The 23,847-nt window shown below is 29.5% G+C and carries 23 protein-coding genes; 10 read left to right on the top strand and 13 right to left on the bottom strand.

The features are described from left to right. Positions 1-28 precede the first annotated feature (28 nt). Positions 29-613 (bottom strand): D-sedoheptulose 7-phosphate isomerase, encoded by a 585-nt coding sequence (gene gmhA, locus ACZ5B9_RS04365; protein WP_039888796.1) that lies wholly within the window; start codon positions 611-613, stop codon positions 29-31. Between the two features lie 41 nt (positions 614-654). After that, on the bottom strand, positions 655-1,551 hold the full coding sequence (locus ACZ5B9_RS04360) for a LysR family transcriptional regulator (protein ID WP_464423510.1): 897 nt from the start codon (positions 1,549-1,551) through the stop codon (positions 655-657). 401 nt (positions 1,552-1,952) lie between these two features. Between ACZ5B9_RS04360 and ACZ5B9_RS04355 the strand changes: the two genes are divergently transcribed. Both ACZ5B9_RS04355 and asnA read left to right on the top strand, forming a co-directional pair. Next, the gene (locus tag ACZ5B9_RS04355) at positions 1,953-2,732 is read left to right on the top strand and encodes a nucleotidyltransferase domain-containing protein (RefSeq protein ID WP_464423509.1); all 780 of its coding nucleotides are present in this window, start codon (positions 1,953-1,955) and stop codon (positions 2,730-2,732) included. Positions 2,733-3,186: 454 nt separating this feature from the next. Next, positions 3,187-4,203 carry an aspartate--ammonia ligase gene (gene asnA / locus ACZ5B9_RS04350; protein WP_464423508.1) on the top strand — a complete coding sequence of 339 codons (1,017 nt, stop codon included), beginning with the start codon at positions 3,187-3,189 and terminating at the stop codon, positions 4,201-4,203. Positions 4,204-4,277: 74 nt separating this feature from the next. On the opposite strand, the gene ACZ5B9_RS04345 is transcribed toward asnA, so the two are convergent. The 5 genes from ACZ5B9_RS04345 to ACZ5B9_RS04325 form a co-directional block, all read right to left on the bottom strand. Continuing rightward, on the bottom strand, positions 4,278-5,006 hold the full coding sequence (locus ACZ5B9_RS04345; RefSeq protein WP_464423507.1) for a gamma-glutamyl-gamma-aminobutyrate hydrolase family protein: 729 nt from the start codon (positions 5,004-5,006) through the stop codon (positions 4,278-4,280). Between the two features lie 40 nt (positions 5,007-5,046). Next, complete coding sequence (locus ACZ5B9_RS04340; RefSeq protein WP_464423506.1) at positions 5,047-6,030, bottom strand: dipeptidase; 984 nt, start codon at positions 6,028-6,030, stop codon at positions 5,047-5,049. A 52-nt stretch (positions 6,031-6,082) separates the two neighbouring features. Beyond that, positions 6,083-7,045 carry a S66 peptidase family protein gene (locus ACZ5B9_RS04335; protein ID WP_464423505.1) on the bottom strand — a complete coding sequence of 321 codons (963 nt, stop codon included), beginning with the start codon at positions 7,043-7,045 and terminating at the stop codon, positions 6,083-6,085. A 54-nt stretch (positions 7,046-7,099) separates the two neighbouring features. Then, a complete protein-coding gene (locus ACZ5B9_RS04330; RefSeq protein WP_464423504.1) occupies positions 7,100-7,600 on the bottom strand; it encodes a NanQ anomerase/TabA/YiaL family protein in 501 nt (166 codons plus the stop codon). A gap of 99 nt (positions 7,601-7,699) precedes the next feature. Further along, a complete protein-coding gene (locus tag ACZ5B9_RS04325) occupies positions 7,700-8,677 on the bottom strand; it encodes a tRNA dihydrouridine synthase (RefSeq protein ID WP_464423503.1) in 978 nt (325 codons plus the stop codon). A gap of 344 nt (positions 8,678-9,021) precedes the next feature. Between ACZ5B9_RS04325 and ACZ5B9_RS04320 the strand changes: the two genes are divergently transcribed. The 7 genes from ACZ5B9_RS04320 (at position 9,022) to ACZ5B9_RS04290 (ending at position 16,651) form a co-directional block, all read left to right on the top strand. Next, complete coding sequence (locus tag ACZ5B9_RS04320; protein ID WP_021768842.1) at positions 9,022-9,162, top strand: hypothetical protein; 141 nt, start codon at positions 9,022-9,024, stop codon at positions 9,160-9,162. Between the two features lie 49 nt (positions 9,163-9,211). Next, complete coding sequence (locus ACZ5B9_RS04315; RefSeq protein WP_006804646.1) at positions 9,212-9,460, top strand: hypothetical protein; 249 nt, start codon at positions 9,212-9,214, stop codon at positions 9,458-9,460. Between the two features lie 312 nt (positions 9,461-9,772). After that, on the top strand, positions 9,773-10,615 hold the full coding sequence (locus ACZ5B9_RS04310) for a DUF4431 domain-containing protein (protein WP_464423502.1): 843 nt from the start codon (positions 9,773-9,775) through the stop codon (positions 10,613-10,615). Positions 10,616-10,857: 242 nt separating this feature from the next. Beyond that, on the top strand, positions 10,858-14,085 hold the full coding sequence (locus ACZ5B9_RS04305; RefSeq protein ID WP_464423501.1) for an autotransporter outer membrane beta-barrel domain-containing protein: 3,228 nt from the start codon (positions 10,858-10,860) through the stop codon (positions 14,083-14,085). Between the two features lie 280 nt (positions 14,086-14,365). Next, complete coding sequence (locus ACZ5B9_RS04300) at positions 14,366-14,704, top strand: hypothetical protein (RefSeq protein ID WP_464423500.1); 339 nt, start codon at positions 14,366-14,368, stop codon at positions 14,702-14,704. A gap of 292 nt (positions 14,705-14,996) precedes the next feature. Further along, a complete protein-coding gene (locus ACZ5B9_RS04295; protein ID WP_464423499.1) occupies positions 14,997-15,644 on the top strand; it encodes a YiaD family glycine zipper/OmpA-like lipoprotein in 648 nt (215 codons plus the stop codon). Between the two features lie 188 nt (positions 15,645-15,832). Continuing rightward, positions 15,833-16,651 carry an oligoendopeptidase gene (locus tag ACZ5B9_RS04290; protein WP_464423498.1) on the top strand — a complete coding sequence of 273 codons (819 nt, stop codon included), beginning with the start codon at positions 15,833-15,835 and terminating at the stop codon, positions 16,649-16,651. A gap of 68 nt (positions 16,652-16,719) precedes the next feature. On the opposite strand, the gene proC is transcribed toward ACZ5B9_RS04290, so the two are convergent. The 6 genes from proC to ACZ5B9_RS04260 form a co-directional block, all read right to left on the bottom strand. Further along, a complete protein-coding gene (gene proC / locus ACZ5B9_RS04285) occupies positions 16,720-17,523 on the bottom strand; it encodes a pyrroline-5-carboxylate reductase (RefSeq protein ID WP_464423497.1) in 804 nt (267 codons plus the stop codon). 84 nt (positions 17,524-17,607) lie between these two features. After that, positions 17,608-18,195 carry a cob(I)yrinic acid a,c-diamide adenosyltransferase gene (locus ACZ5B9_RS04280; protein WP_464423496.1) on the bottom strand — a complete coding sequence of 196 codons (588 nt, stop codon included), beginning with the start codon at positions 18,193-18,195 and terminating at the stop codon, positions 17,608-17,610. Between the two features lie 55 nt (positions 18,196-18,250). Then, complete coding sequence (locus tag ACZ5B9_RS04275) at positions 18,251-18,802, bottom strand: CDP-glycerol--glycerophosphate glycerophosphotransferase (RefSeq protein WP_464423495.1); 552 nt, start codon at positions 18,800-18,802, stop codon at positions 18,251-18,253. A gap of 89 nt (positions 18,803-18,891) precedes the next feature. Continuing rightward, entirely contained in the window at positions 18,892-20,301 is a 1,410-nt protein-coding gene (gene rlmD / locus ACZ5B9_RS04270) for a 23S rRNA (uracil(1939)-C(5))-methyltransferase RlmD (protein ID WP_464423494.1), read from the bottom strand. A gap of 13 nt (positions 20,302-20,314) precedes the next feature. After that, positions 20,315-21,529 (bottom strand): M20 metallopeptidase family protein, encoded by a 1,215-nt coding sequence (locus tag ACZ5B9_RS04265; protein ID WP_464423493.1) that lies wholly within the window; start codon positions 21,527-21,529, stop codon positions 20,315-20,317. An 86-nt stretch (positions 21,530-21,615) separates the two neighbouring features. Continuing rightward, positions 21,616-22,371, bottom strand: coding sequence for an RNA polymerase subunit sigma (locus tag ACZ5B9_RS04260; RefSeq protein WP_464423492.1), 756 nt, complete (start codon positions 22,369-22,371; stop codon positions 21,616-21,618). Between the two features lie 368 nt (positions 22,372-22,739). On the opposite strand from ACZ5B9_RS04260, the gene ACZ5B9_RS04255 reads away from it, so the two are divergent. Next, complete coding sequence (locus tag ACZ5B9_RS04255; protein ID WP_464423491.1) at positions 22,740-23,435, top strand: alpha/beta hydrolase-fold protein; 696 nt, start codon at positions 22,740-22,742, stop codon at positions 23,433-23,435. Positions 23,436-23,847 lie beyond the last annotated feature (412 nt).

Genomic DNA, 23,847 nt, shown 5'->3' with positions numbered 1-23,847 from the left:
CTTGAATTTACAAAAAGCATTGTTATTTCTAGTAATTTTCAGGAAATAAAATTCTTTCTACACCTTCAATTATAATGTGTAAAATCATCATGTGAACTTCCTGAATCCTGTCTGATGTTTCTCCAGGAATTATAAATTCATAGTCACATACTCCCTTCAATTTTCCACCATCTTTTCCAAGTAATGCCACTGTTTTTAAATTTCTTTCCTTAGCTGATTTAACAGCTTCAATTATATTTTTAGAATTTCCCGAAGTTGAAATTCCAAAGAAAAAATCACCTTCCTGTCCAAACGCTTCCACACCTTTTGCAAAAATAAAGTCAAATCCATAGTCGTTTCCAACGCATGTAATATGAGAAGAATCGCTAATACTTATAGACGGCAATGCTTTTCTGTCTTTTCTAAATCTTCCTGTAAATTCTTCAGCAAAGTGCATTGCATCACAGTTACTTCCACCATTTCCTGCAATAAGCGATTTTTTACCATTTTTGTACGCTTGTGCCAGCTCCTGTGCAATTTTTTCTGTTTTTTCAATATTTTCCTCATTTTCCACAAAAGCCTTCACGGTTTCAAAAGCTGTTAAATACGAATTTCTGATATTTTCTTTTAACATAATTTTCCTCCTAAAATTTATTTATAAATTATCTGTTTAAATTATTCTTTATTTTTTACTGAAAATAACGCTGGTGTAATTTTGTAATCCTTCACAAATTTCACAAATTTGGAAATTCCAGGTTTCTCTCCATTTTCACGAATATAGGCAATTTGAAACTTATCTTCAGATTTTTCAAAGTTATGAATTACTTTTAATGTGCCTTTTTCGATTTCCTCATAAACGCTGTAATATGGCAGAACGGCAAAACCAAGCCCACTTTTTATAAGGTTTTTCATCGTTTCGATACTTCCATTTATGACAATTCTGTTTTCAAAATTAAATCCTATTATTTTTTCAAATAAATCCAAGTATTTGCTTGTCAATACAGTATCTCGCTTTAACAGCTGCATTTCCTTTAATTCATTGTAATCTGATATTTTTTTCCCTGCCACAACGACAAAAGGATATTCCTCAGTTTCGATAACTTTTATTTCTTTATCTTCAATGAAATATTCCTCCATTAAAGCAATGTCAACTGTTCCTTCTTTCAGATGTTTTACAAGGGATTCACGATTTTTGATATACAAATCAAATTCAATTTCAGGATTATGTTTCTTAAATTCCACCATAATTCTTGGCAGTACAGGCTCTCCAATATTATGAGTCGCTCCTATGCAAATTTTCCCTTTGCCATAGTGCGAAATTTTTTCCATTTCCTTTTCTACTCGCAAAATCTTGTCAAAAACATCCTTTGACATTCGATAAAGCTCTTTTCCCGCAAAAGTCAATCTAAAATTTTTAGAATTTCTTTCAATAAGCTGGATTCCCAATTTTGTTTCCAATTTTTTTATTTGTATTGATACAGCAGATTGACTTATAAATAAATTTTTCGCAGCTTTAGTAAAACTTTTTTCCTTGCACGCCTCAAAAAAAATTTTTAAATGATGTACATCCACACTTATTTCTCTCCAATCATATATTCTTTGTACTATTATAACTCATACATATATTTTTGTCTAGTAAATAAAACATCGAAAAATAAAAGAATTCATTTAAAAATTACTTTGCTTAATGATTAAATTTTTTTGTAAATAATTTTGTTTAAAGCTTTTACATTTGTTTTAAAATGCATAAATATTATACCATTATTTATTTTGACAATCAAATTATTTTTGTTTCGTTGTAAATATCTTAAATTAAAATAATAAAACTTGTTAAAGTCTAAATTTTAAGTAAAATAGTAATTTCTAAATACGTTTTAATTATTTCTATCTATCAAAAAATTATAGAAAAATATAATATTTAATGATAGAATACAAACATTAACATAATTAAATTTTTAAAACTAGGAGGAAAAATGGTAGAACAATTATTTAAAGAACTGTCTTTATTGGAAGAAGTTGAAGCAATTGCATTAGGAGGCTCACGAGCGGGAGAAAATTATGATGAAAAATCAGATTACGATGTGTATCTTTACGTAAATTCCCCAATTAGTGAAGAAAAAAGAAAAAATATTCTAAAAAAATTCTGCAGTTATATGGAAATTGGAAACAGCTTTTGGGAATACGAAGATAATTGTGTCCTAAATAACGGAATCGAAATAGACATTCTTTACCGAGACATGAAAGATTTTATGAAAGGTATCGAAAAGGTTGTTGCTGAATATCACCCAAGCAATTCTTACACAACTTGCATGTGGCACAATCTAATTACTTGCAAAATTTTATATGATAAAAACGGGACTCTTGAAAAATACAAAAACAAATATACCATAAATTACCCAAAACAGCTAAAAGAAAATATTATAAAAAGACAGCTGGAATTAATAGATTCTTCAATGCCAGCATACCCAAACCAAATAAAAAAAGCAATTTCAAGAAAAGATTTTGTCAGTATAAATCACAGAATAACAGAATTTCTAGCTTCATATTTTGACTTATTATTCGCAATAAATGAGATAACACACCCTGGTGAAAAACGTTTAATTCAACTTTGCAAAAAACAATGCAAAATCTTGCCTGAAAACTTTGAAGAAAATCTAAATTCTCTTTTTTCACATATGTATTCAGAAGAAAATCAATCTTTATTAATGAATGATATAGAAAATATTGTAAATAATATAAAAAAAATCTCATAAATTTTAAATAGTTTTTATTGCAAAGAGTTTGAAATTTATTTAGCAAATTTATTTTAAGTTATTTTGATTAATAATTATCTTTTCATATACGATGTTTTTTCTTTTTATTTTCGTAGGATTGCTCATTGCCGCAAATCCTACAACCTGTGGCTAGTCTACGACATTTTTCTGCACTGACAAAAAACTCGCTATGCTCAGACAGTTTTGCCAGCACAGAAAAATGCTCCGACAGATTATTTATACTGGAATCTGATTGAAAAATGAAAATTATATTTTAATTATTTGAAAATATTAGATTTATACCCTTTATTAGAAAAGTTTGTAATAATTTCATTATTTAAATAGAGTTTAGTATTATGTTATTTTGTTTAATAAAAAGAAAAAATTTGACAATAAATAAGAATTTTGATAACATTTACAGGTAGAATAAAAAACTGGGAAAGAAGGAGAGTATATGTCAAGTATTATAATTCCAAAAAATTATGATCCAAAATACGGGATTATGGAAACAGAAATTGCTATAAAAGTGGCAAAAGACTGTTTTGAGAGAGAGCTTGCGAAAGCATTGGACTTAACAAGAATTTCTGCACCTATGTTCGTTAGAAAGTCAGCAGGAATTAACGATAACTTAAATGGCGTTGAACGTCCTGTGGCTTTTGAAATGCTGGAAATGCCAGACACAACATTGGAAATTGTGCATTCACTTGCAAAATGGAAAAGAATAGCACTGAAGCAATATGGTGTAGAGGCTGGAAAAGGTATTTATACAGATATGAATGCCATTAGAAGAGATGAAGATCTGGATAACACACATTCAATTTATGTGGATCAGTGGGACTGGGAAAAAGTTATTTCAAAAGAAGATAGAAATTTAGATTTTCTAAAGGACACTGTAAAAAAAATATATCAAGTCTTTTTAAATGCAGAAAAAGAATTGACAGACAAATTCAATAAATTTGAAAAATTTTTACCAAAGGAAGTAACATTCATTACTTCACAAGAATTAGAAAATTTATATCCTGAATTGACTCCAAATGAAAGAGAAGACAAGTTTGCAAAAGAAAAAGGTGCAATTTTCATTATGCAAATTGGAAAAGTGTTGGAATCAGGAGAAAAACACGATGGACGTGCTCCAGACTATGATGATTGGGAATTAAACGGAGATTTAATTATGTGGAATCCAATTCTTGACAGCTCGTTAGAATTATCGTCAATGGGAATCCGTGTAGATAAAAAGGCACTAGAACGTCAATTGAAGGAATTGAACTTAGAAGAACGAAAAAATCTTGATTTTCATAAAATGCTTTTAAATGATGAATTGCCATTGACAATCGGCGGAGGAATCGGACAGTCAAGAATTTGCATGTTTTTATTGCAAAAAGCTCACATTGGGGAAGTTCAGGCTTCAGTTTGGACTCCTGAAATCGTAAAAGAATGTAAAGAAAATGGAATTAATCTTTTATGGTACTAAAATAAAAAATCCGAAATAAAAAAAGTGAATTACTAATTAATTTTAGTTTTTCACTTTTTTATTTAAAATTTAAATTATTTTCCACAACTTTCAATAAATTTATCAAAAATCTTCTGCATTTTCTCATTTCCACGAACTGCCATCATTTCAGGATGCCATTGTACTGCGTAAAAGAATTTATGATTTTTGTTTTGAAAAGCTTCTATTATACCATCATTCGCTTTTGCAATAGAAGTCAAATTATTTCCCAAATCTTTTATCATTTGATGATGATAAGAATTAATTCTTGTTTTTTCACCAAAAATTTCAAATAAAATATTATCTTTTTCAATATTTATATCGTGCGTAGGCAAGTCAGGAAGCCACTTTTGCATGTGATTGACAGTTGTGTCTATATATTTTACATCTTGATACAAACTTCCGCCAAAATAGATATTTGCAATTTGTAATCCACGGCAAATCCCCAAAATAGGCTTTCCAGTTTTCATAAACTCATCCAAAATTGTAAGTTCAAATTTATCCCGCTCTGGCGTAATGCTCCCAACTTCCTGCAGACAGTCCTCTCCATATAAAATCGGATCAGGATCTCCTCCTCCAGAAAGTAAAAGACCATCTAAATGCTGAATTTGCTCCCTTATAACTTCCATATTTTCTGTTATTGGCAAAATAAAGGGTATTCCTCCAGCATTTATAATCGCCTTGCTGTAATCTACAGAAACTATTGTCTTATGATCATTTAGTCTGTTCGGGTTTAATTCTAGCGAAGTAGTAATCCCTATAATTGGTTTTCTTTTATTGTTCATTTATTAAGTTCCTTTCTTTTCTAACTTTTGCTATTATTTTTTATTTAAAATTTCTCACTCTTCCAAAAAAGTCAATAAAGTTTTTATACGTTACCATCTCAATCTCATTTTCGGAATATCCTCTTTTTTTCAAGGCTTTTTTCACATTTCCTAACTCTGTAACATCGTGAAGATCAAGAAGCCCATCAGCCTCTTCTCCTTCTGGAGTATAATATTCCGCAAAGTCAAGTCCAAATCCAACTTTATCCAGTCCAATTTTTTCAGCTACATACTCTAAATGATTTAAAAGCATTTCCAAATTTTTCTCATTTTCATTCTGACTGACAAAATTATGGTAACTGTTCATTCCAACCATTCCCCCTCGTTCACCAATACACAAAATTTGATCGTCAGTTAAGTTTCTCATTGACGGGCAAAGGCTTCTGGCATTAGAATGTGAAGCAAAAAAAGGCTTTTTAGAATGTTTGGCAATATCCCAGAATGTTTTATCATTGGCATGTGAAACATCAAGCAGGATTCCCAATTCATTGATTATTCTCACAGCATCAATTCCAAGTGAAGTCAATCCCCTGTTTTTATCTCCGCTCTGCCCTGTTGCAAAAGCGTTTGTTTCATTCCAAGTCATTCCAATATGTCGCACACCAAGCTGATTTAATAAATAAATATAGTCAAGTTTATCTCCAATCCCTGGAAGCCCTTCTATCCCAAGCATAACTCCAAACTTTTTGTCTTCTTCCTTAACATTTTCCCAATTTTGAAATATCTTAAAATCATCTGGTTCTTTTATAACCTTTATCAAATCTCTTGCGTGGTACAATTCCTCAGTCATTGCTCGCAAATCTGCAAAAAAATATTCTTCAGCATTCTCCACTTCATTTACATTCAAATAAATAACAAAAATCCCTCCAGAAAGCCCTCCTTTTAAGAATTTTTCCTTGTATTTATTTCTAATAACATCTTTATTTTCCTTCTGATATTCCCAGAAATTATCTGTCCACACATCCGCATGCATATCAAAAAACATTGATTTTTTCCTTCTTTCTATGTAAATTTATTTTATACTATTTTCTGTACTTCTATTTTTCAAAATAAATTTCATTCTTATTTTCATTAATTTTCAAAGTACATTTTGCTCCCATCGGCATTGTTACCAAGTCAGGCTTTTCATGTCCACTTTCAAGTCCATAAATTACAGGCTTTTCATAATTTTTGAAAAAATCTTTTAAAAAATCCATTAACTCATAATTTTCTCCATAAGTATTCTCACAGCCTGCAAAATTACCTAACAAAACCGCATTACAATCTTCAAATTTTCCAGCATATTTCAAATGTGTCATCATTCTGTCAATTCTGCTTATTTCTTCTTCGATTTCCTCAATAAAAAATATTTTTCCTTTTGTATCAATTTCATAATCTGTTCCTAAAGTTGTAACAATTATTGAAAGATTTCCACCAGTTAATTCGCCGTTTATTTTTTTATTTTCAAAATCCTTTTTATACAGAAGTGAAGTTTCTTTTTCTATTCCAGTTTTTTCATCTATTGGATTTTCAAATAACCATTTTTCATCTTTTTTCTTATCCAAGGCATTAAAAAAAGATTTTTTTGTAAACTCATTAAAATCATTAAACATATTCGATTTTACCATAGGACCGTGAAAAACTCCCAAATTACACTTCTGATTAAAAGAAATACTCAAATTTGTAACATCGCTATAACCTACAAAAACTTTAGGATTTTTCTTTATCAATTCGTAGTCCAGCTTATCCAAAAGTTGTGAAGCACTAAATCCGCCCTTCACACAAAAAATTCCTTTAATTTCATCATCAGAAAAAGCCCTATGTAAATCCTTTACCCTAATTTCAGGCGTTCCCGCCATATATCCTCCAATATTCTCAAAAAGGCTCTCCCCTAATACTGGTTCAAAACCTAAGTTTTTGATAATTTCCTTGCATTTTTCAATGTCTTCCTCAAAAATAGGAGAAGAAGTGCAAACTAAAAACACTTTATCTCCTTGCTTCAATGGTTCTGGAAAATTCATTCTTAAACTCCTTTTTATTTTTCAATTTTATATCTTTATACTTAACTGTGTTTATTATTTATTGAACATTCTTATTTTGTCAATTTCAATTTTAAAAACAACCTTTGTAACGATTTTTCTTATACTTCCAGAATTATCAGTTTCAGAAATATTAAGTTCAGGCTTATGTACATCGTTTGGGAAAAATACAAGTACATCTCCTGTTTTCATAACTACATCAAATTCTTTTTCACCTTCCAAAATTACTAAATCCTTTTCCGAATCAAAGCTCTTAACTTCCATATTACGAATATTACTAATTGCAACTTTTTCATTTCCATTAATCATGATTTGTACATCCAGATATTTTTTGTGACTTTCCCAAAATTTCTCATTTTCGCTTTTTGTAAAATATTTTCCTACATTCATTTTAATATCATTATATCCTACATCATAACTGCCATGTACAAGTGATAAAATTTTATTTTCATTTCTTTTCGCATATTCAATGCAAAATTGAATATCCTTTGCCAAACTTTTGTTTTGCACTTCATCATTCATATTTGTAAAAATCATTTTTTACACTCTCCTTTAAAAAATCACAGCTAATTCTTAACTGTGATTATACCCTTTTTTATTAAGAATTTCAATAAAAAAACTTATTTAAAACTTTATTTACAACATTTCAATCATCTTTATTTTTTGCACAATTTCTTTTTCTAAAATAATTTTATCAATTTTACTTTTTAAATTTTCATCATAAAAGTTTTCAATTAGAGTAATTTCAGTATTTCTATTCAAATTTTTATCCCAAAATTTTTGAAAATATGGACGTAAAAATTTATTTATTTCAAGCACAGCCTTCATTTCCCCTTTATTTTTCAGGATATTTTGCAAATGTTCCAAAACAAGTGATTTTGTTTCATTAAAAGTTTGAATAGTGTTTACTTTTCCAGTCTGTAGAAATTCCCTTGTTTGTGAAATTAACCAAGGATTTCCAATTATTCCTCGTGAAAGTATTATACCGTCAAGGTTGCAGGAGGCTATTTTTTGCTGTATTTCAGAAGGCTCAAATAAATCTCCGTTTCCAAAAAAATCTATATTCCTTGGTATTTTACTTAGTTTTTCAACAATTTCCCAGTTGGCAGTTCCAGAATACATTTGCTTTTGAGTCCGTCCATGCACACAGATAAAATCAAGATTATGCTTATTTGCCAAATTCAAAAATATTTCAGGATTGTTAAAATCTTTATAGCCAATACGTATTTTTATAGAAATTTCAGCACCAATATTTTGTGTTTCAAAAAGAACCTGATCAACTAAGTTATAGTTTTCAAGAAGTGCTGAACCTGCTCCGTTTTTTATAATCTTAGGCTGTGGACATCCCATATTTATATTAATTTTTTTAAATCCAAAATTTTTCAGTTTTAAAATTCCTGAAATCAATTCTTCCTTATCTCCGCCAAAAATTTGTGTTCCAGTTCGCTGTTTATCATCACATTTTAAAAGTTCATTTATTGTAGTATCATCTTCACGATTTAATAAATTAGCATTTACCATTTCTGTGAACAAAAAATCTGGATCAAATTTTTCAAGTATCTTTCTAAAGGAATAATCTGTAGTACCAGCCATTGGGGCAGTATATATTTTCATTTTTTCTCCTACTTTTTTTTATTTTATATTATACACTTAAACTCTTTAAAAATCAAACTAAAAACAGTTTTTTTATATAACAGGCTAAACTTAATAATTCTAGTACATTTTCAAATTTTAAGTAGATTTTATTATTCTCAATTAGATTTTGAAGAATTATAAAGTATTTATAAATAATTATTTTTTATATTCCAGATATAAAAACGGTTATTTTATTACTTTTTTTAAAAACGTAAAATATTTTTACAAAAAAAATGTTGACATTTGAAAAATTATGTTGTATAATTATGTTGTAAAAAGAAATGAAGTTATTAGATGCATTATAACAGGAGGAAAAAATAGTTATGAAAGCAAAAATCAAATTATTTCTATTAGCTTTGGTTCTTATGTTGAGCTGTACAAGTTGTGCGACACTTTTAGGAGCAGCTTTTGGCGGAGTAGAGGGAGCTGTTACAGGAGCACTAATAGATAGCGGATATTATTAATATTGTTAAATCAAGAAAATTAAAAAAAGTAAACAAGGAGTGATTTAAGATGAAAAAATTGATTTTAGGAATCTTTTTAGTATGTGGGATGTTGGGATTTTCAAGATATGTTGTAAGTTGTAGGGTTACAGATGTTAATTATAACTCTTCAACATGTAGAAGTTTAGATTCTGGTAAATACTTTACATTTACAGATGGTATTTTTGATAGACTTGAAGAAGGTTATACTTATACAGTTGAATTTTATGGAAATGGATATAACAATTTATATTTAGAAGATGCTGAATTCGTTGACTAAATAAAAAATTTATAAAATGATGTTATAGAAAACCCTTGTAAGAAATAAAATTAAAAAGCACTTGGAGAAATAACTTAAAAAGCTACTTTCTGAGTGTTTTTTATTTTTGAACATTATAAAAGGATTTGTTAAAGAACTTTATTATTTCCTTTGAAATTAAGTAAAGCTAAAATTTGACATTTATAAAAATCATAGTATAATGAATATAATAGAAGAAATACTAATAATTTTATAAACTAAAAATTTTTTAACTATTTAACAACTTTAAGATTATTGATTTCAATAAAAATTTAATCGTGAAAGGAGCAATGGATGAAAAAAATTTTATTATTACTAGTGGTACTTCTATCTTTATTCTCATGTGAAAAAAAAGAAAATAACATTTCCTCATCTAGCATCGAAAAACCTATACAAAAGGAAGAAACAAACGAAGAACAAATTAAAAAAATGGTTAATGTCTGGAATGAAGCCTCAAGTAATGCTGACTTTGATACCTTAGAAAAAATTTTAGGAGATAAAATTGAATATTATCAGTCCTCTGTTACTAAAGCATACTATATTTCAGATCAAAAAAAATTTTTTGCAAATAATCCTATTTACGGACAAAAAATAAAAGGAGACATCACTGTTACTCAAATTTCCAATAAGCAAGCAAAAGCTGAATTTATCAAGGAAGTTACAACTAAAAAAGGTACAAAAGAATATCCTTCCTATCTTGTTTTTGAAAATGTAAATGGCGAATGGAAATTGATTTTGGAAAGCGATTTGATTTCTGATAAAAACGTTGAAAATAAACAAAAGAATGTTTCTGAAAATCCTAATAAATCCACATACAAATATGATGAGCCAGTTACAATCGTTGGAACTTTTGGAATTAAGGAATTTGAAACAGAAACGGGAATTCAAAAACCGTATGTTTTAAAATTAAGTTCGCCAATTACAGTAGTCACAAATGGAGAGGACGAATTTAATGAAACAGAAACCAACCAAAGCATAATTCAAATGGCTCCCTCAGAAGAACACATAAACTATTTAAAATCACACAATGCTTACGGTAAACGTATTCAAGTTACAGGTTCATTTTACCATTCTCATACAGGACATCATTTTACACCTGTTTTAATTTCTGTTTCTGAAGTTAAAATTTTAAATTAATAAATAGAAAAATTAGCTGTTTTATTTAAAGTAAGACAGCTTTTTTATTTCCTATATTTAAGGAATTTGAATAATTTAACAACCTATTTTAAAAACAGAAATTCAATTACTTTAAAAAAATATATAATTTGGTATTGACTTTTCATAAAATATAAGCTACAATAAAAATGTAATATAAAAACAGAATTTTATTTACTGTTTAATAATTTTGTTATATATATTCTTTAAAGGAGAGGATTATTATGAAAAAAAATAAAAAATTAATGTTACTTGCAATTTCATTAATTGCTTTATTGAGTTGTACAAGCAATAATACAACGACTGGTATAGGCAAAAGAGGTATTGGTGGAAGTACTAGAACTGGCGGAAATAACGGAGGTATCGGAAACTCATCGGTTACCAATCCAATTTCTCCAGCTAACCCAGCTGCTCCAAATCCTGCAGCACCATCATTAAGTCCAAATGCAAGATTTCCAAAAATAAATCTTGGTGCAATTCCTAATTCGGAATTAGACATTTTTGCATATAACATTGCTGGAGAAAAACTGGACGCACCTAAAACTGCCAGCAAGAATCATTATGAAGTTAAAGACAGGGAAGTTGGATTTTACTTGAGCCGTTCAGCTACAAAACCACTCACTATAGCTGTTCCAACAACAATGGATGTAAAAGCAGGCGGAGGAGCAATGGCATTTTTTGAAGGAAATAGCGTTTACAGTGGAAACACACACTTTTTTACAGATCCTCAGGAAGCTGTTAAGCATTACTTGACAAAACTCATAAACAATGCTGAAAAATTGACATTCAATATGGAGCCTAATTCATATTTGTTCGTACTTAAAGGTGTTGAAGTAGAATTGTCTAAAACTGATGTTTCAAATCTTCTTGCCAAAATTCCTGCAAATCAAAGACCAACAATTAATGGTACTGGCTATAAATTAGTTAAATTTGATAATTCCAGACTTTTTGTAGACAAGGATGTAAACTTGGATAACCCTAACGACTTGTATAATAAAGTAGATGTTACAAATTCTACTTTCACTATTAATTCTGGTAAAACAATTACTGGAACAAAAGACAATCAAATTGGAATTAAAGGATTGTATGGATTTGAATATGAATTTGTTCCAAACGATATGAATTATAACCGTGGTACTATCGATATGAAAGGTAGCAACTCAATCGGAGCATACGGTACTGCATCAAACTTTGATAACCGTGGAAAAATTTCTGTTGGTAAAAACTCTGTTGCGATTTACTGGAGTGCAGAATCTGAATTTGACTATGGACTACTTGGACCTTCTGCTCCTATTCCGCACAATTCTGCAAGAAACGACGGAGATATTCTGCTCGGGGAAAATTCTACAGGAATGTATATGGACAAGCCTTACTTTGATAACAAAGGATTTATTACAAATTTAAGCAATGGAAAAATTGAAAGTACAGCACCTAATGTAATCGGAATGTGGTCAAATGTTCGTAACCAGAAGAAAGATCCTGCAGCTTCAGATACTCCACAAGACGTAATTGGAAGTGTTGGGGAAATTAATCTTTATGGAGATAAGTCAATCGGAATCTACGCTGGCGGAGATGGTGCCTATAATGTAGAAAATCAAAAATATTTTGGTTCTACTGGAAAAATCAGAATAGGTGATTCATCTGACAGAAACAACCCAAGCATGGGAATGTACAGCGATAATCCAAATGCAAAAATGATAAATAACGGAATTATAGAAATCGGTAAAGATTCAATCGGTATGGCAGGAATCAACGGAAATACTTTAGAAAACAAAGGAACTATCAGCATCACTAAGGATGGCGGTATCGGAATGTACTTGGCAAATGGCTCTAAAGGTACAAACAGCGGTATGATAACAACTGTTGGAACTCCAAAAGATGCAATTGGTGTAGTTGTAGGAAAAGATTCTGAATTCACAAATACTGGTAAAATTCACATTGAATCTGCTGGCGGTGCAGGAATTGTTATTGCTGGCGGAATAATTAAGAATTATGGAGATATAGAAGTTAGTGGCGGTGCCGTAAGAGACCGTGTAGACAACACAAGAACTATTAAAGTTCTCTCAAGCAAAACAAAACCAATCAACGGAGATTTGGGAGTTTACGTAGACACATTAGGAAAAACAAAACCAATAGAAGGTCTTTCAAACTTAGGATTACAAAGTGCAGATTTATTAATCGGTGCAGAAGCCACTGAAAAAACTAATGCAACAGAAGTAACTGTCGGAAATGATGTGCTTGATCCATTTAACAAATCTATTCAATCAAGCAATATTGCAAACTGGAATGTAAAGACAGGTTCTTTAGTGTGGGAAGCCGATTCAGAAATTAAGAATAACAAAGTGGAAAAAGTTACTTTGAAAAAACAATCCTATGCAAAATTTGCAGATAGTGAAACAGCTGCAGAAGTAGCTAATGGACTGGATGAGAAATATACTGGAACTAGTGCAGATTCAAAAGATAAGCAAGTATTCAACTACTTAAATACCTTGAGCGACAGAAAAGCGTTGGCAAGAACTTACCGTGAAATTAATGGAAATCAATATATCAATGTTCAGCAGAGAATTGCACAGACTGATAATATTTTAGACAGCAAACTTTCTGCTTTACAAAAAGAAAATGCTGATAAATCTGGACATTATGTTTCTACTTTCTTTAACAGGGATAAGCATGAGGCAAGAACTCCAGAATTAGCAGATTCAAACAGTTCAGCTTACGGAATTTCATACTTATTCAACAATGCTGATGCGAAGCAGGGAATTTATGCTGGAACAGTTATTAACAACTTCAAATTTAGAGACAGTGGAAAATCAAAAGAAAATGTAACAATGTTTAAATTAGGTGCTTACAAGACATTTGACTTAAATAATCTTGAGTGGACTTTAAGCGGAGATGGATTTGTTTCTAAAAACGATATGAAGAGAAGATTTGTAATCGGAAATAATGTTTATGAAAACAAAGCTAATTACAATGCTTACGGATTTGCAATCAAGAACGAATTAGGAAAAACTTTCCAAGTTGGAGAAAATGTTACAGTTAAACCTTACGCTGGTCTAAAACTTGGTTATGGTAAATTTTCAAAAATTAAGGAAAAAGATGGAACTTTAAATATGGAAGTTAAAGGAAGCAATTACTATTCTATAAAACCATCTGCAGGAGTTGAAGTTGGATATTCCGCTCCAATTACAGAAAACACTAAATTTAAGGCATCTTTAGGACTTGGTTATGAACATGAGCTAGGAAAAGTTGAAAGCAAGGCAAACGAAGCTAAATTTGCGAACACAAGCACTAAAATCAACTTAAAAGGTGCAAAATACGAAAGACGCGGAAACTTCAAGAGCGACGTAAAAGTAGGCTTTGAAGCAGGAAACTTTAATTTCACAGTAAATGGCGGATATGATACGAAGGATAAAAATTCACACGTTGGTGTAGGACTTGGTGTTTCATTCTAATTTATTTTATATTTGATTTTAAAACAGGGACAGAGAAAAATTTGTTCCTGTTTTTTATGTGAAAATTTTTAAATTAGATTTGCCTTTTTTGGGTATTTTATACATTACTTGCTTTAATTTCATTAAATATAGATATTTTTCTTATATATTTTTAAAATTTAATCATTTACAAAATATATTAATGATATATATATATATATTGTATATGACTTTATGTAGATTATATGATATAATAAAATCAAAGAAAATATAATAGATTACTAAGAAAGGATGATTTTAGATGAAAAAATTAACTTTATTAATGCTTTTTCTTCTTTCTCTTTTGACTTATGCAAGAGCTGGAGAAGTGGGAACCAAAACATTTGAAAATATTACAGGTTATTGTGAAAATGGGAAAGTAACCAGTATTAAAGAAGCAGATACTGAGAACTATCTTGTTTATGTAAGAGTAACATATCCATTATGTAGAATAAATGGATTACGATACAGAAATATAAAATTTTCGTACCGTACAAGAGAAGAAGCTGATTATGTTGCAAAACAAGTAAAAAATATAAATTTAGATGGATATGATATTGAAATAAATTATGATACTAGAACAATATATACCAGATATTAATATTTAAATTTTTGAAGAGTTAAAAACTAAAGAGAAAACTGTATCCAAAATCTTTGATATAAACTAGATTGGAGATACGGTTTTTATTCTTGTTAATTAGAAAAACTTTCTTACATTCTATTTTCAATTTCATTTTTCACAACAAATCTAAAATTTTTTATTTTAAAATTTTTCGTTCCAACATTTAATTCCTCAAGATAAAATATTTTCAAAGTGAAAATAAACTTAAATAATAGAATAATATAGTACAATATATTGAAAATAAATATTTTCTTATTAAGGAGGAGTCAATATGAAAAAAGTATTAGCAATTATTCTGTTATCATTATTAACAGTAGTTTCTTGTACAACTGCTACTGATGGAACTAGAAAAGTTAGCAAAACTGGAGTTGGTGCAGGAATTGGAGCGGCTGCGGGAGCTGTAATCGGACAGGCTATTGGAAAAGACACAAAAGGTACATTAATCGGTACAGCTGGAGGAGCTGCAGTTGGAGCGGCTATTGGAAATATTTTTGACAGACAAGAAAAAGATTTAAGAAATAAATTAAAAGGAACAGGGGTAGATGTAAAAAGAACTGGAGAAGGTGAAATTAAATTAACAGCACCTGAAAACATTACTTTTGATATAAACAGCTACGTAATTAAACCACAATTTAGAAATACACTGGATTCAGTAGCAACTGTATTAAAAACTTACCCTGACTCAACAATCGTAGTATCAGGACACACAGATACAACAGGAAATGATGCAATTAATAACCCATTATCTGTAAACCGTGCAAGTTCAGTAGAATCTTACCTTGAGTCACAAGGTATTTCAAGTTCAAGAATAACTTCACGTGGTTTTGGAAGTAAACAGCCAATTGCAAGTAACGCAACAGAAGCTGGAAGAGCTCAAAATAGAAGAGTAGAAATTGCTATAATCGCAAATCAACAATAATCTTTAAAAATTTTTAGGGGTTTTTTCAAATTAAATTTTGAATTAACTCCTTTTTTTACGAAGTTTTAAAATGATAGGTAGTCTTTTTGAGATTGAAAAAAATATATAAAAAAATAACTTGGCTATAGATGAGCCTATCTTCTTACTCTAGTTTTAAACTAAAATTACTATAAATTTAGGAGATTTTTATGAAAAAAAATATATTATTAAAATCTATGCTGTTAATCGCTATTTTACTAAGTTTCACATTAAATGCTGGAAATAAGGAAAATTTTAACAATTTTGAAAAATTCTCATTTAGAATGTCAAATAATCCCGATTATATAAGCTACAGAATAATATCAGGAAATGGGGATAAATATCCTGTTCAGCTAAATGTGGGAAACTATCTGGCCTTTATGCCTTCACGATATGCAGCAGTCAATGTTTATGAATTTTTATCTGATACTTTGAAAAAAGATTTTAAAATCATAAAAATAAATAAAAAAGGAAAAATAACAGATCAATCTAAAATTATAAAATATTCTTCAAACGATTTTTTTCTAAATTATAAAGATAATGTAAATTTTGAAAAAGCTGAATTAAAATCGCTAGGGATGGTGTTTGCAGGAGTAAAAAATGTAGGAATAGGAGAATATAAAATAACTGCTTATGGAAATAAGGGAATTGCTGGAGGAATTGACAGTAAAGGCCTTAATTGGTTGAACTTGGCGTTTATTCCGACAAATTCGGCATTTTATATAAAAACTGCTGGCGATAAAAGTTTGGTGTGGAGTCCAAATCGTGATTATAACAGTATTCAATATACATTTTCAGTTGAGAATGGAAAAGTAGTGGCTGTGGATAAAAAAGGAAAACATTATTTAACTATTTATCAAAAGGATAACTCTTTATTTGTGGATATGGTGAAATATAATCTTGAATTCCGTGTAAATCCGGCTGAAAATCAGCTAGAATATTGGATAAATAATAAATTAAAATATGTGGAAAAATATCAGATTATGTAAAAGTAAATCTATTATTTAAATGGGGTTTAGTCTTTAGAATATTTATAAATATAGCAAAAGAGGGGATTTTACTCCCCTGCTATTTCCTTTGACTTTTCTGTACAAGCCTTAACAGCTTCCATTACAGTTCCTCTAAATTTACCATCTTCCAGCACTTTCAAAGCGGCAATTGTAGTTCCTCCTGGAGAAGTTACCTCATCTTTCAAAATTCCTGGATGTTTTTTGGTTTCAAGCATCATTTTAGCTGAGCCTAAAACCGTCTGCGCAATGATTTCGTAAGCCTTGTCTCTTGGCATCCCTTCCAGTACCCCGCCATCCGCAAGAGCCTCCATAAATACGTAAACATACGCTGGTAAAGAGCCGCTGATTCCTGTATAGGCATGCATAAGTTTTTCCTCAATTTCAATACTTTTTCCAAAACTATTCAGTAATTTAAAAATCATAGTTTTTTCATTTTCCTGAATGTTCTGATTAAAAGAAACTGCGGTCATTCCTTCCATCACTTGAGCAGGCGTGTTTGGCATAGTTCTAATAACTTTTTTATCAGTTCCAATAATATTTTCAATAAAATCAATGCTAATTCCAGCAGCTATTGATAAAACAATTGTTTTTTCCAACAAATCATCTTTTATTTTATCCAATACTTTTGGAACAACATTTGGTTTTACAGAAAGAATGAGAATATCACTTTCCTTTGCAAGTTCGTTTTCATTTTCTGCTTTTTTTATTCGATACTCTTTTGATAATTCTTCAATTTTTTTCTCGTTTAAATCAAAAATAGCTATATTTATATTTTCAAGAAAGTTTGAAGCTGTAACGCCTTTCAATATAGAGCTTCCCATATTCCCTGCTCCAATAATTCCTAATTTCATTTGATTCTGCTCCCTATTCTGATATTTTTTAAAAGTCATTTTAGAAATATTTAAATCACAATCTTAAAAAGTTTTAAACGCACATTATTTACTATTTCTAAAAACCTTTTTACTTTTTTTATAAACAGTCTCGCTAAATCCCAATTTCAAATTTACAAGGCAAGCCACTACAAAAAAATAGTCCGAAAGTCTATTTATATACTGAAGTCCAATTTTATTTATTCCTTCATTTGCTTCAATTACGGCTATCATCTTTCGCTCCAAATTACGCACACTTGTACGCATCATATGAAACATGCTCGAAATTTTACTTCCTCCTGGAATGATAAAACATTCTAATCTAGGCAGCAACGGAATATATTCATCCATTCTCTGCTCAAGCCACTCTACATCACCAATCTGCTGCTTATATTCTCGTATCCCTTCAGGTACTGCTAAATCACTTCCACAGTCAAAAAGCTGCTGCTGTATATTTTCACATTCTTCACGGATTTCCCCAAGCACGCTATTTAATTTTTCATCTTCACGAATTTCTGCCACAATAACTCCAAGCAGTGAACAGACTTCATCCATCGTTCCATACGCTTCCACTCTCACATGAGTCTTGCTCACACGTTCCCCGCCAGCAAGTCTTGTAAAACCCTCATCACCATATTTTGTGTATATTTTCATAAATATCAACTTCCTTTAATATATTTTTATTATTTTGCAATAATTTTTTAATTTTTTAAATTTCATATAAATTATCTATAAATTCATCAAAATTATCCGCTATTTTTATAACAAATGTAAATGCGTAATAAAAATAAATTCCTCCATTCCCTTTGTGTAAAAGAAAAATTTTATCTTCTTTATTTTCAATTAAATCAAACGGAATCAAATCATCTCTTAATTTTTCCTCATTATCTAATCCAATATAAGGAGAGTGTTTCCAATTTTCCACACATTTCTCTAAAACTCTATCTTCAAAGACTAATTGCCATACACTTAATAATTTTTTATAGTCAAAAAAGGCTTCTATTTCTTCATTAAACATTTCTTTTTCTTCTTCATCTTCCAAATCGTAAGCATCTTTATACATTTCACATAAATTTTCTTTAATTTTTTCATAAGTTTCATTTTTTAATTTATAACCATATTTTCCAGAACAATAAATAGCATCATTTTCTTCTATCAATTTTCTGTATTTATTTAATCCCAATTTATCAAGTAATTCTGTTGATAAATATTTCCTTTCATCAAAATTTTTTCTTTTATCCAGTTCAAAATACTCCAACATTTCTTATATTTTCTCCTATTAATTATTATTTCATTTGCTAACAATTTCCACGCTTTTTCTATAAAATATTAGACTAATATTTATTTTTTTTATTTTTCCAATAATCCCACTACCTCAATATGCCCAGTCTGCGGAAACATATCCACAGGTGTAATTTTTTTAAGCAAATATCCATTTTCAGCTAAAATCTTCACATCTCGTGCAAAAGTAGCAGGATTGCAGGAAATATAGACAATTTTTTCAATTTTATTCTGTACAACACTCTTTAATGCTGACTCTTCGATTCCTCGTCTTGGCGGGTCAAAAACTATTGCTCCGACATCTTCTCTCTTCAAAATTTTTGGCAGTTCCTTCTCAACTTTTCCATTTACAAATTCTACATTTTGAATGGAGTTTTCATAAGAAGTCAGTTTTGCAGCAAGTGTTGAACTTTCCACGCTTTCAATTCCAATAACCTTCTTTATATTTTTTGAAAGCATCATCGCAATTGTTCCAGTCCCTGAAAATGCGTCAATTACTGTTTTTTCGTAGATTTTATCAATATTTTTATTTTCTTCATTCAAAAAGTTTATTGCAACATCGTAAAGTTTTAGTGCCTGTTTTTTATTAATTTGGAAAAATGAATTTGGATAAATCTTGAATTTTAATCCTTCCATTTCCTCTTCCAAATACTGGCTTCCAAATAAATGGACATTTTTACCTAAAATTACGTTATTCTGTTCAGTTTTTACAGAAATATAGATTGATTTTATGCAGTCATTTTCATCATACATTTCTTCCAGAACTTTTGAAAGCTGATTATACTGCGAATTTTTATTCACGACAACAACTATCATAACTTCATCTTTTTCATTATTTCTAACCATTATTTGCTTCAAAAATCCAGTATTATTCACTTCGTTAAAAACTTTAAATTCCTTTTTTGTGCCTGCAAAACTATTTACTTTCTGCAAAAATTTATCAATAATTATTTTGGCAATTTCTGACTTTAGAAGACTTTCTTTAGCTGAAAACACATTGTGGGACTTTCTTGAATAAAATCCCGTCTGAATAATTCCATTCTTTTTAAAAAATGGCTCAGCTGTCTTGTTTCTATAATTAATTTTTTTATCACTTCCAATAATTTTGCTAATTTTTACCTTTTTCAAATCAATTTCAGCAATCTTTGTCAACACTTCTTCAAGCATTTTATCCTTATATTCAAGCTGTTTCTCATATTTAAGCATTCCAAAATCACAGCCATCAAAATCCTCAAAACTAATTTTGGACAAATCCTCAATTCTGTCCTTTGATGGTTCAATTATCCTAGCTATAAGACCCCTCGCATACGATTTTTTTACCGAAATAATCTCCACTTCCAATTTATCTCCTGGCACACTCATCGGTACAAATACTGTAAATCCATCAACTCTTCCGAGTCCTTCCCCACCAAATACTATTTTTTCTATTTCAATTTCCAGTTTTTGCCCAACTTCATAATTATTTTTTATTTTATTCATCTCATTCCTTTTTTTATTTCAAATATTCTAAAATATTTTTCAATTGCAACCCCATTCCGATTTTTAAACTTTCCTCATCAATATTAAATTTTGGATGGTGCAAATCATAGATTAAGCCTTTTTCTTCGACTCTTGTTCCCAGTCTGAAAAAACATCCGGGGATTTCATTTAGGAAATAACTAACATCTTCAACATCCATTCTAGGCTGTTTTATTAATTCCAGAGCATTTTCTCCGTATAAGTCAAGAATATTATTTTCTACTCTTTTTGTCATTTCTTCGTTGTTAATTACAGGAGTATAGCCACGCTTAATATCCACATTTACTGTTCCGCCTAGTGATTCTACAAATTTAGTCAGGTCTTTTTCAAGTGTTTCAATTATAAATGTTCTTGTTTCTTCGGACATTGTTCTTGCAGTTCCTCTCATTTCCACTTTATCACACACTACATTATCAGCAAAGCCTCCATTAAATGTTCCTATTGTAATTACGGCTTCTTCTCTTGGATCAATTCTTCTGCTCACTATTGACTGCAAGAATTCCATAACTTTTGCTCCGATTAAGATTGCATCAACTCCTTTGTGTGGCAATGCGGCGTGGGCAGAAGTACCATTTATCGTAAGATGTATTCTTGCTGATGAAGCATGTGCCTTTCCATATTTTATCCCAATTTTTCCAAGTTCTATTTCTGGAGCCATGTGTAATGCAAAAAAGACATCTATTTTTCGATTTTCATCATTTTCAAATTTTAATGCTCCATTTTTTATCATTCTATCTGCACCGCCAGTTGTTTCTTCTGATGGCTGAAAGAAAAATCTCACAGTTCCGTGCCATTTATCCTTGTTATCTACCAAAATTTTTGCTACTCCAAGTTGAATAGTTGTATGTGCATCATGTCCGCAAGCATGCATTTTTCCAATATTTTTTGACTTATATTCAACTTCATTTTCTTCGAAAATTGGTAATGCATCAATATCCGCACGAGTCGCAACTGTCTTATTTTTCATATTTTCCTTATCATTATAAATTGTCGCAACAACTCCTGTATTTATAATCTCAGAAAATTCAATTCCATTTTCCATTAAAAAATTTTTTATAAATTTACTTGTTTCAAATTCTTCATCCCCAAGTTCAGGATTTTCATGAATAACTCTTCTGACTTTTACCATTTCATCATAAATTTTATCAACATTTTCTTTTATAAACTCGTTAATTTTAAGCAATTCCATTTTTCCCTCTTCCCTTTCTAAATCTCTGTTTTTTATAATTTTATTATATCAAAAAATACTGCCTTTGTAAATTTTCTATTATAATTTTACCATTCATTTACAGAATATAAAAGAGCAAGCCTGATTTGTGTTAAAAGTTCTTCCGTAAGAATGTCATATTCAATTTCAAGCCCTTTTTCGTGTGCATAATAAGGAGGGCTATCATTCCAGGAACCCATTCCGCCAAAAACATTAGAAATTTTGGCTGAATAAAAAAGTCTTGCATTTATTTCAGGTATTTTGAAAAGAGTTTGTCCATAAAAAGTATTTCTTATATTTTCAAAACTTTCCCCATTTAAAATGTTAAAAGCTTTTCTAAAGATATTTCCAAAATTTGGAAAATTAATTTTATCAGCTAAAATCGCTATTCTATTCAATACATCTTTAAAATTTTCTGTATTATCATAAAATTTAGGTTTTGATTTTAGAGGAAGTTCCCATTTATGTTCTGTGTAAATAATGTGCCATTCATTATTGTAATCTTCCCATTTTGGAGTAAAATAAGTAACTAATTTATTGTCAAAAAAGCAGACTATACTAGCTTGACTTATATTAGTAAAATTAAGAAAATCACTATCTTTTATAGGTAGAGGAATTAAGAACTTAATATTTTGTAATCCTCTATCAATACAATAATCAAACCATTCTTCAACACTTTTAGCCTTATATTTTTTATTATTAAAAAATATGAAAGTAGATTTTTTTTCATAATATACAGGTTTATATTTAATTCTGCTTCTTTTTTTTAAAGCACTTTTAGTAGCCAGCACAATATTACATATTTGTGCTATTTCACCATTCATAAAATTAACCTCCATCTTAATATTTTGTATCTGATACTCATAATTTTTTATCGTTCTATTATCGTATCGCGTGTTTATTTAAGCGTAAAAAGGGAAAATTGCTCTTTTTTAATTTCTTTGCGTTTTGTAATTTATCATTTTTTTCTTGGATAATAAATTTAAAGTCATAAAATAAAGTTTTTGCTGTATAATTTATTTTACTACAATTTCAAAAAAAATTAAATATACATAATTAAAGAAAAAAACTATAATAATATCATAGATAAATTTGAATAAAAATTTTTTAAATATATGTTATAATTAATTATATTAATCTAAATTTATTTAAAACAAATTCAATATTTAAAAAATATTAAAAAGGAGCTGCTATGAAAAAATTAAATTTACAAATAGAAGATAAAGAATGTATTTTTTATGTCAAGGAAAACGAAAATGCAGAGTATGTTTTGATACAGCCTGTAGATGAAAATGATATCAATGTTCTGGATAACGAAGTAGAATATATTTCTGAAAATACAAATAAAAATTTTAGCCTTGCTGCATTTAAAATAAACGACTGGAACAGCGAACTGACTCCGTGGGAAATGCCACTTCTTCGTGGAAAAGGGAACTTTGGAAATGGAGCCGATAAAACGTTGAAGTTTATAAAAGAAAAATTGATTCCAAGTTTGGCAGAATTTATAAATATTCAAGATAAGAATGTGAAATATATTTTAGGCGGATATTCTCTTGCTGGATTATTTTCTCTGTGGAGCGGTTATGAAACTAATACTTTTTATGGAGTAGCAGGCGTTTCTCCTTCTGTGTGGTATGAAGGCTGGATAGATTTTGTAAGAAATGCTGAGTTAAAGGCAAATAATGTATATCTGAGCCTTGGAAAACTGGAAGAAACTTCTAAACATAAAATATTAGCTAAAATTGGTGACAATATAAGGGAGTATTCTGAAATATTAAAAAATTCTGGAATTGAAAAAAGTATTTTGGAATGGAATGAGGGAAATCATTTTAATAATTCAGATATACGAACTGGAAGAGGATTTGTTTGGATTTTAGAAAATTGTTAATTTTATTAATTTATAATTTAAATAAGTTGAATAGTTCAAATCCCCTAAGGGTAGAGGTAGAGGTGAAATTCGAGATTTTTCGACTATCTAGTCAATCTGTAAATAATATACATAATAACTTAGAAGTCTAATAAGTTCATCGCTATTCACAGCTCTAAACCTCCTTATAATAGAATATGAGTTTACTGAACTCTTTGTTATTACAAAAAAAGCTAGAAAATTCTAGCTTAATTTGTCAGTAATTTTATTCTATTATAAGTTCCCCTTAGGGTTTTTAACAATTTAATTATATCATATTTTAAAAAAAAGTCAATTATTCAAAAAAATATTTTCTCAAATGTTGTGAGATAATACATATGTGACAAAAATATACAAAAAAAAGAAAGGTTTCTGATATAATGTAAATCTACCA

The organism is Leptotrichia sp. SK-5 (assembly GCF_055387215.1).
This window is presented reverse-complemented; position numbering and strand designations above follow the sequence as displayed.

Coding starts and splice junctions, on each gene's coding strand:
- proC (WP_464423497.1), bottom strand. CDS start 17,523: ATGAAATTAGGAATTATTGGAGCAGGGAATATGGGAAGCTCTATATTG.
- ACZ5B9_RS04280 (WP_464423496.1), bottom strand. CDS start 18,195: ATGAAAATATACACAAAATATGGTGATGAGGGTTTTACAAGACTTGCT.
- ACZ5B9_RS04265 (WP_464423493.1), bottom strand. CDS start 21,529: ATGGAATTGCTTAAAATTAACGAGTTTATAAAAGAAAATGTTGATAAA.
- ACZ5B9_RS04335 (WP_464423505.1), bottom strand. CDS start 7,045: ATGAATTTTCCAGAACCATTGAAGCAAGGAGATAAAGTGTTTTTAGTT.
- ACZ5B9_RS04300 (WP_464423500.1), top strand. CDS start 14,366: ATGAAAAAATTAACTTTATTAATGCTTTTTCTTCTTTCTCTTTTGACT.
- ACZ5B9_RS04355 (WP_464423509.1), top strand. CDS start 1,953: ATGGTAGAACAATTATTTAAAGAACTGTCTTTATTGGAAGAAGTTGAA.
- ACZ5B9_RS04320 (WP_021768842.1), top strand. CDS start 9,022: ATGAAAGCAAAAATCAAATTATTTCTATTAGCTTTGGTTCTTATGTTG.
- ACZ5B9_RS04315 (WP_006804646.1), top strand. CDS start 9,212: ATGAAAAAATTGATTTTAGGAATCTTTTTAGTATGTGGGATGTTGGGA.
- ACZ5B9_RS04345 (WP_464423507.1), bottom strand. CDS start 5,006: ATGAACAATAAAAGAAAACCAATTATAGGGATTACTACTTCGCTAGAA.
- gmhA (WP_039888796.1), bottom strand. CDS start 613: ATGTTAAAAGAAAATATCAGAAATTCGTATTTAACAGCTTTTGAAACC.
- rlmD (WP_464423494.1), bottom strand. CDS start 20,301: ATGAATAAAATAAAAAATAATTATGAAGTTGGGCAAAAACTGGAAATT.
- ACZ5B9_RS04310 (WP_464423502.1), top strand. CDS start 9,773: ATGAAAAAAATTTTATTATTACTAGTGGTACTTCTATCTTTATTCTCA.
- asnA (WP_464423508.1), top strand. CDS start 3,187: ATGTCAAGTATTATAATTCCAAAAAATTATGATCCAAAATACGGGATT.
- ACZ5B9_RS04255 (WP_464423491.1), top strand. CDS start 22,740: ATGAAAAAATTAAATTTACAAATAGAAGATAAAGAATGTATTTTTTAT.
- ACZ5B9_RS04275 (WP_464423495.1), bottom strand. CDS start 18,802: ATGTTGGAGTATTTTGAACTGGATAAAAGAAAAAATTTTGATGAAAGG.
- ACZ5B9_RS04325 (WP_464423503.1), bottom strand. CDS start 8,677: ATGAAAATATATACTGCCCCAATGGCTGGTACTACAGATTATTCCTTT.
- ACZ5B9_RS04305 (WP_464423501.1), top strand. CDS start 10,858: ATGAAAAAAAATAAAAAATTAATGTTACTTGCAATTTCATTAATTGCT.
- ACZ5B9_RS04290 (WP_464423498.1), top strand. CDS start 15,833: ATGAAAAAAAATATATTATTAAAATCTATGCTGTTAATCGCTATTTTA.
- ACZ5B9_RS04330 (WP_464423504.1), bottom strand. CDS start 7,600: ATGATTTTTACAAATATGAATGATGAAGTGCAAAACAAAAGTTTGGCA.
- ACZ5B9_RS04260 (WP_464423492.1), bottom strand. CDS start 22,371: ATGAATGGTGAAATAGCACAAATATGTAATATTGTGCTGGCTACTAAA.
- ACZ5B9_RS04295 (WP_464423499.1), top strand. CDS start 14,997: ATGAAAAAAGTATTAGCAATTATTCTGTTATCATTATTAACAGTAGTT.
- ACZ5B9_RS04340 (WP_464423506.1), bottom strand. CDS start 6,030: ATGTTTTTTGATATGCATGCGGATGTGTGGACAGATAATTTCTGGGAA.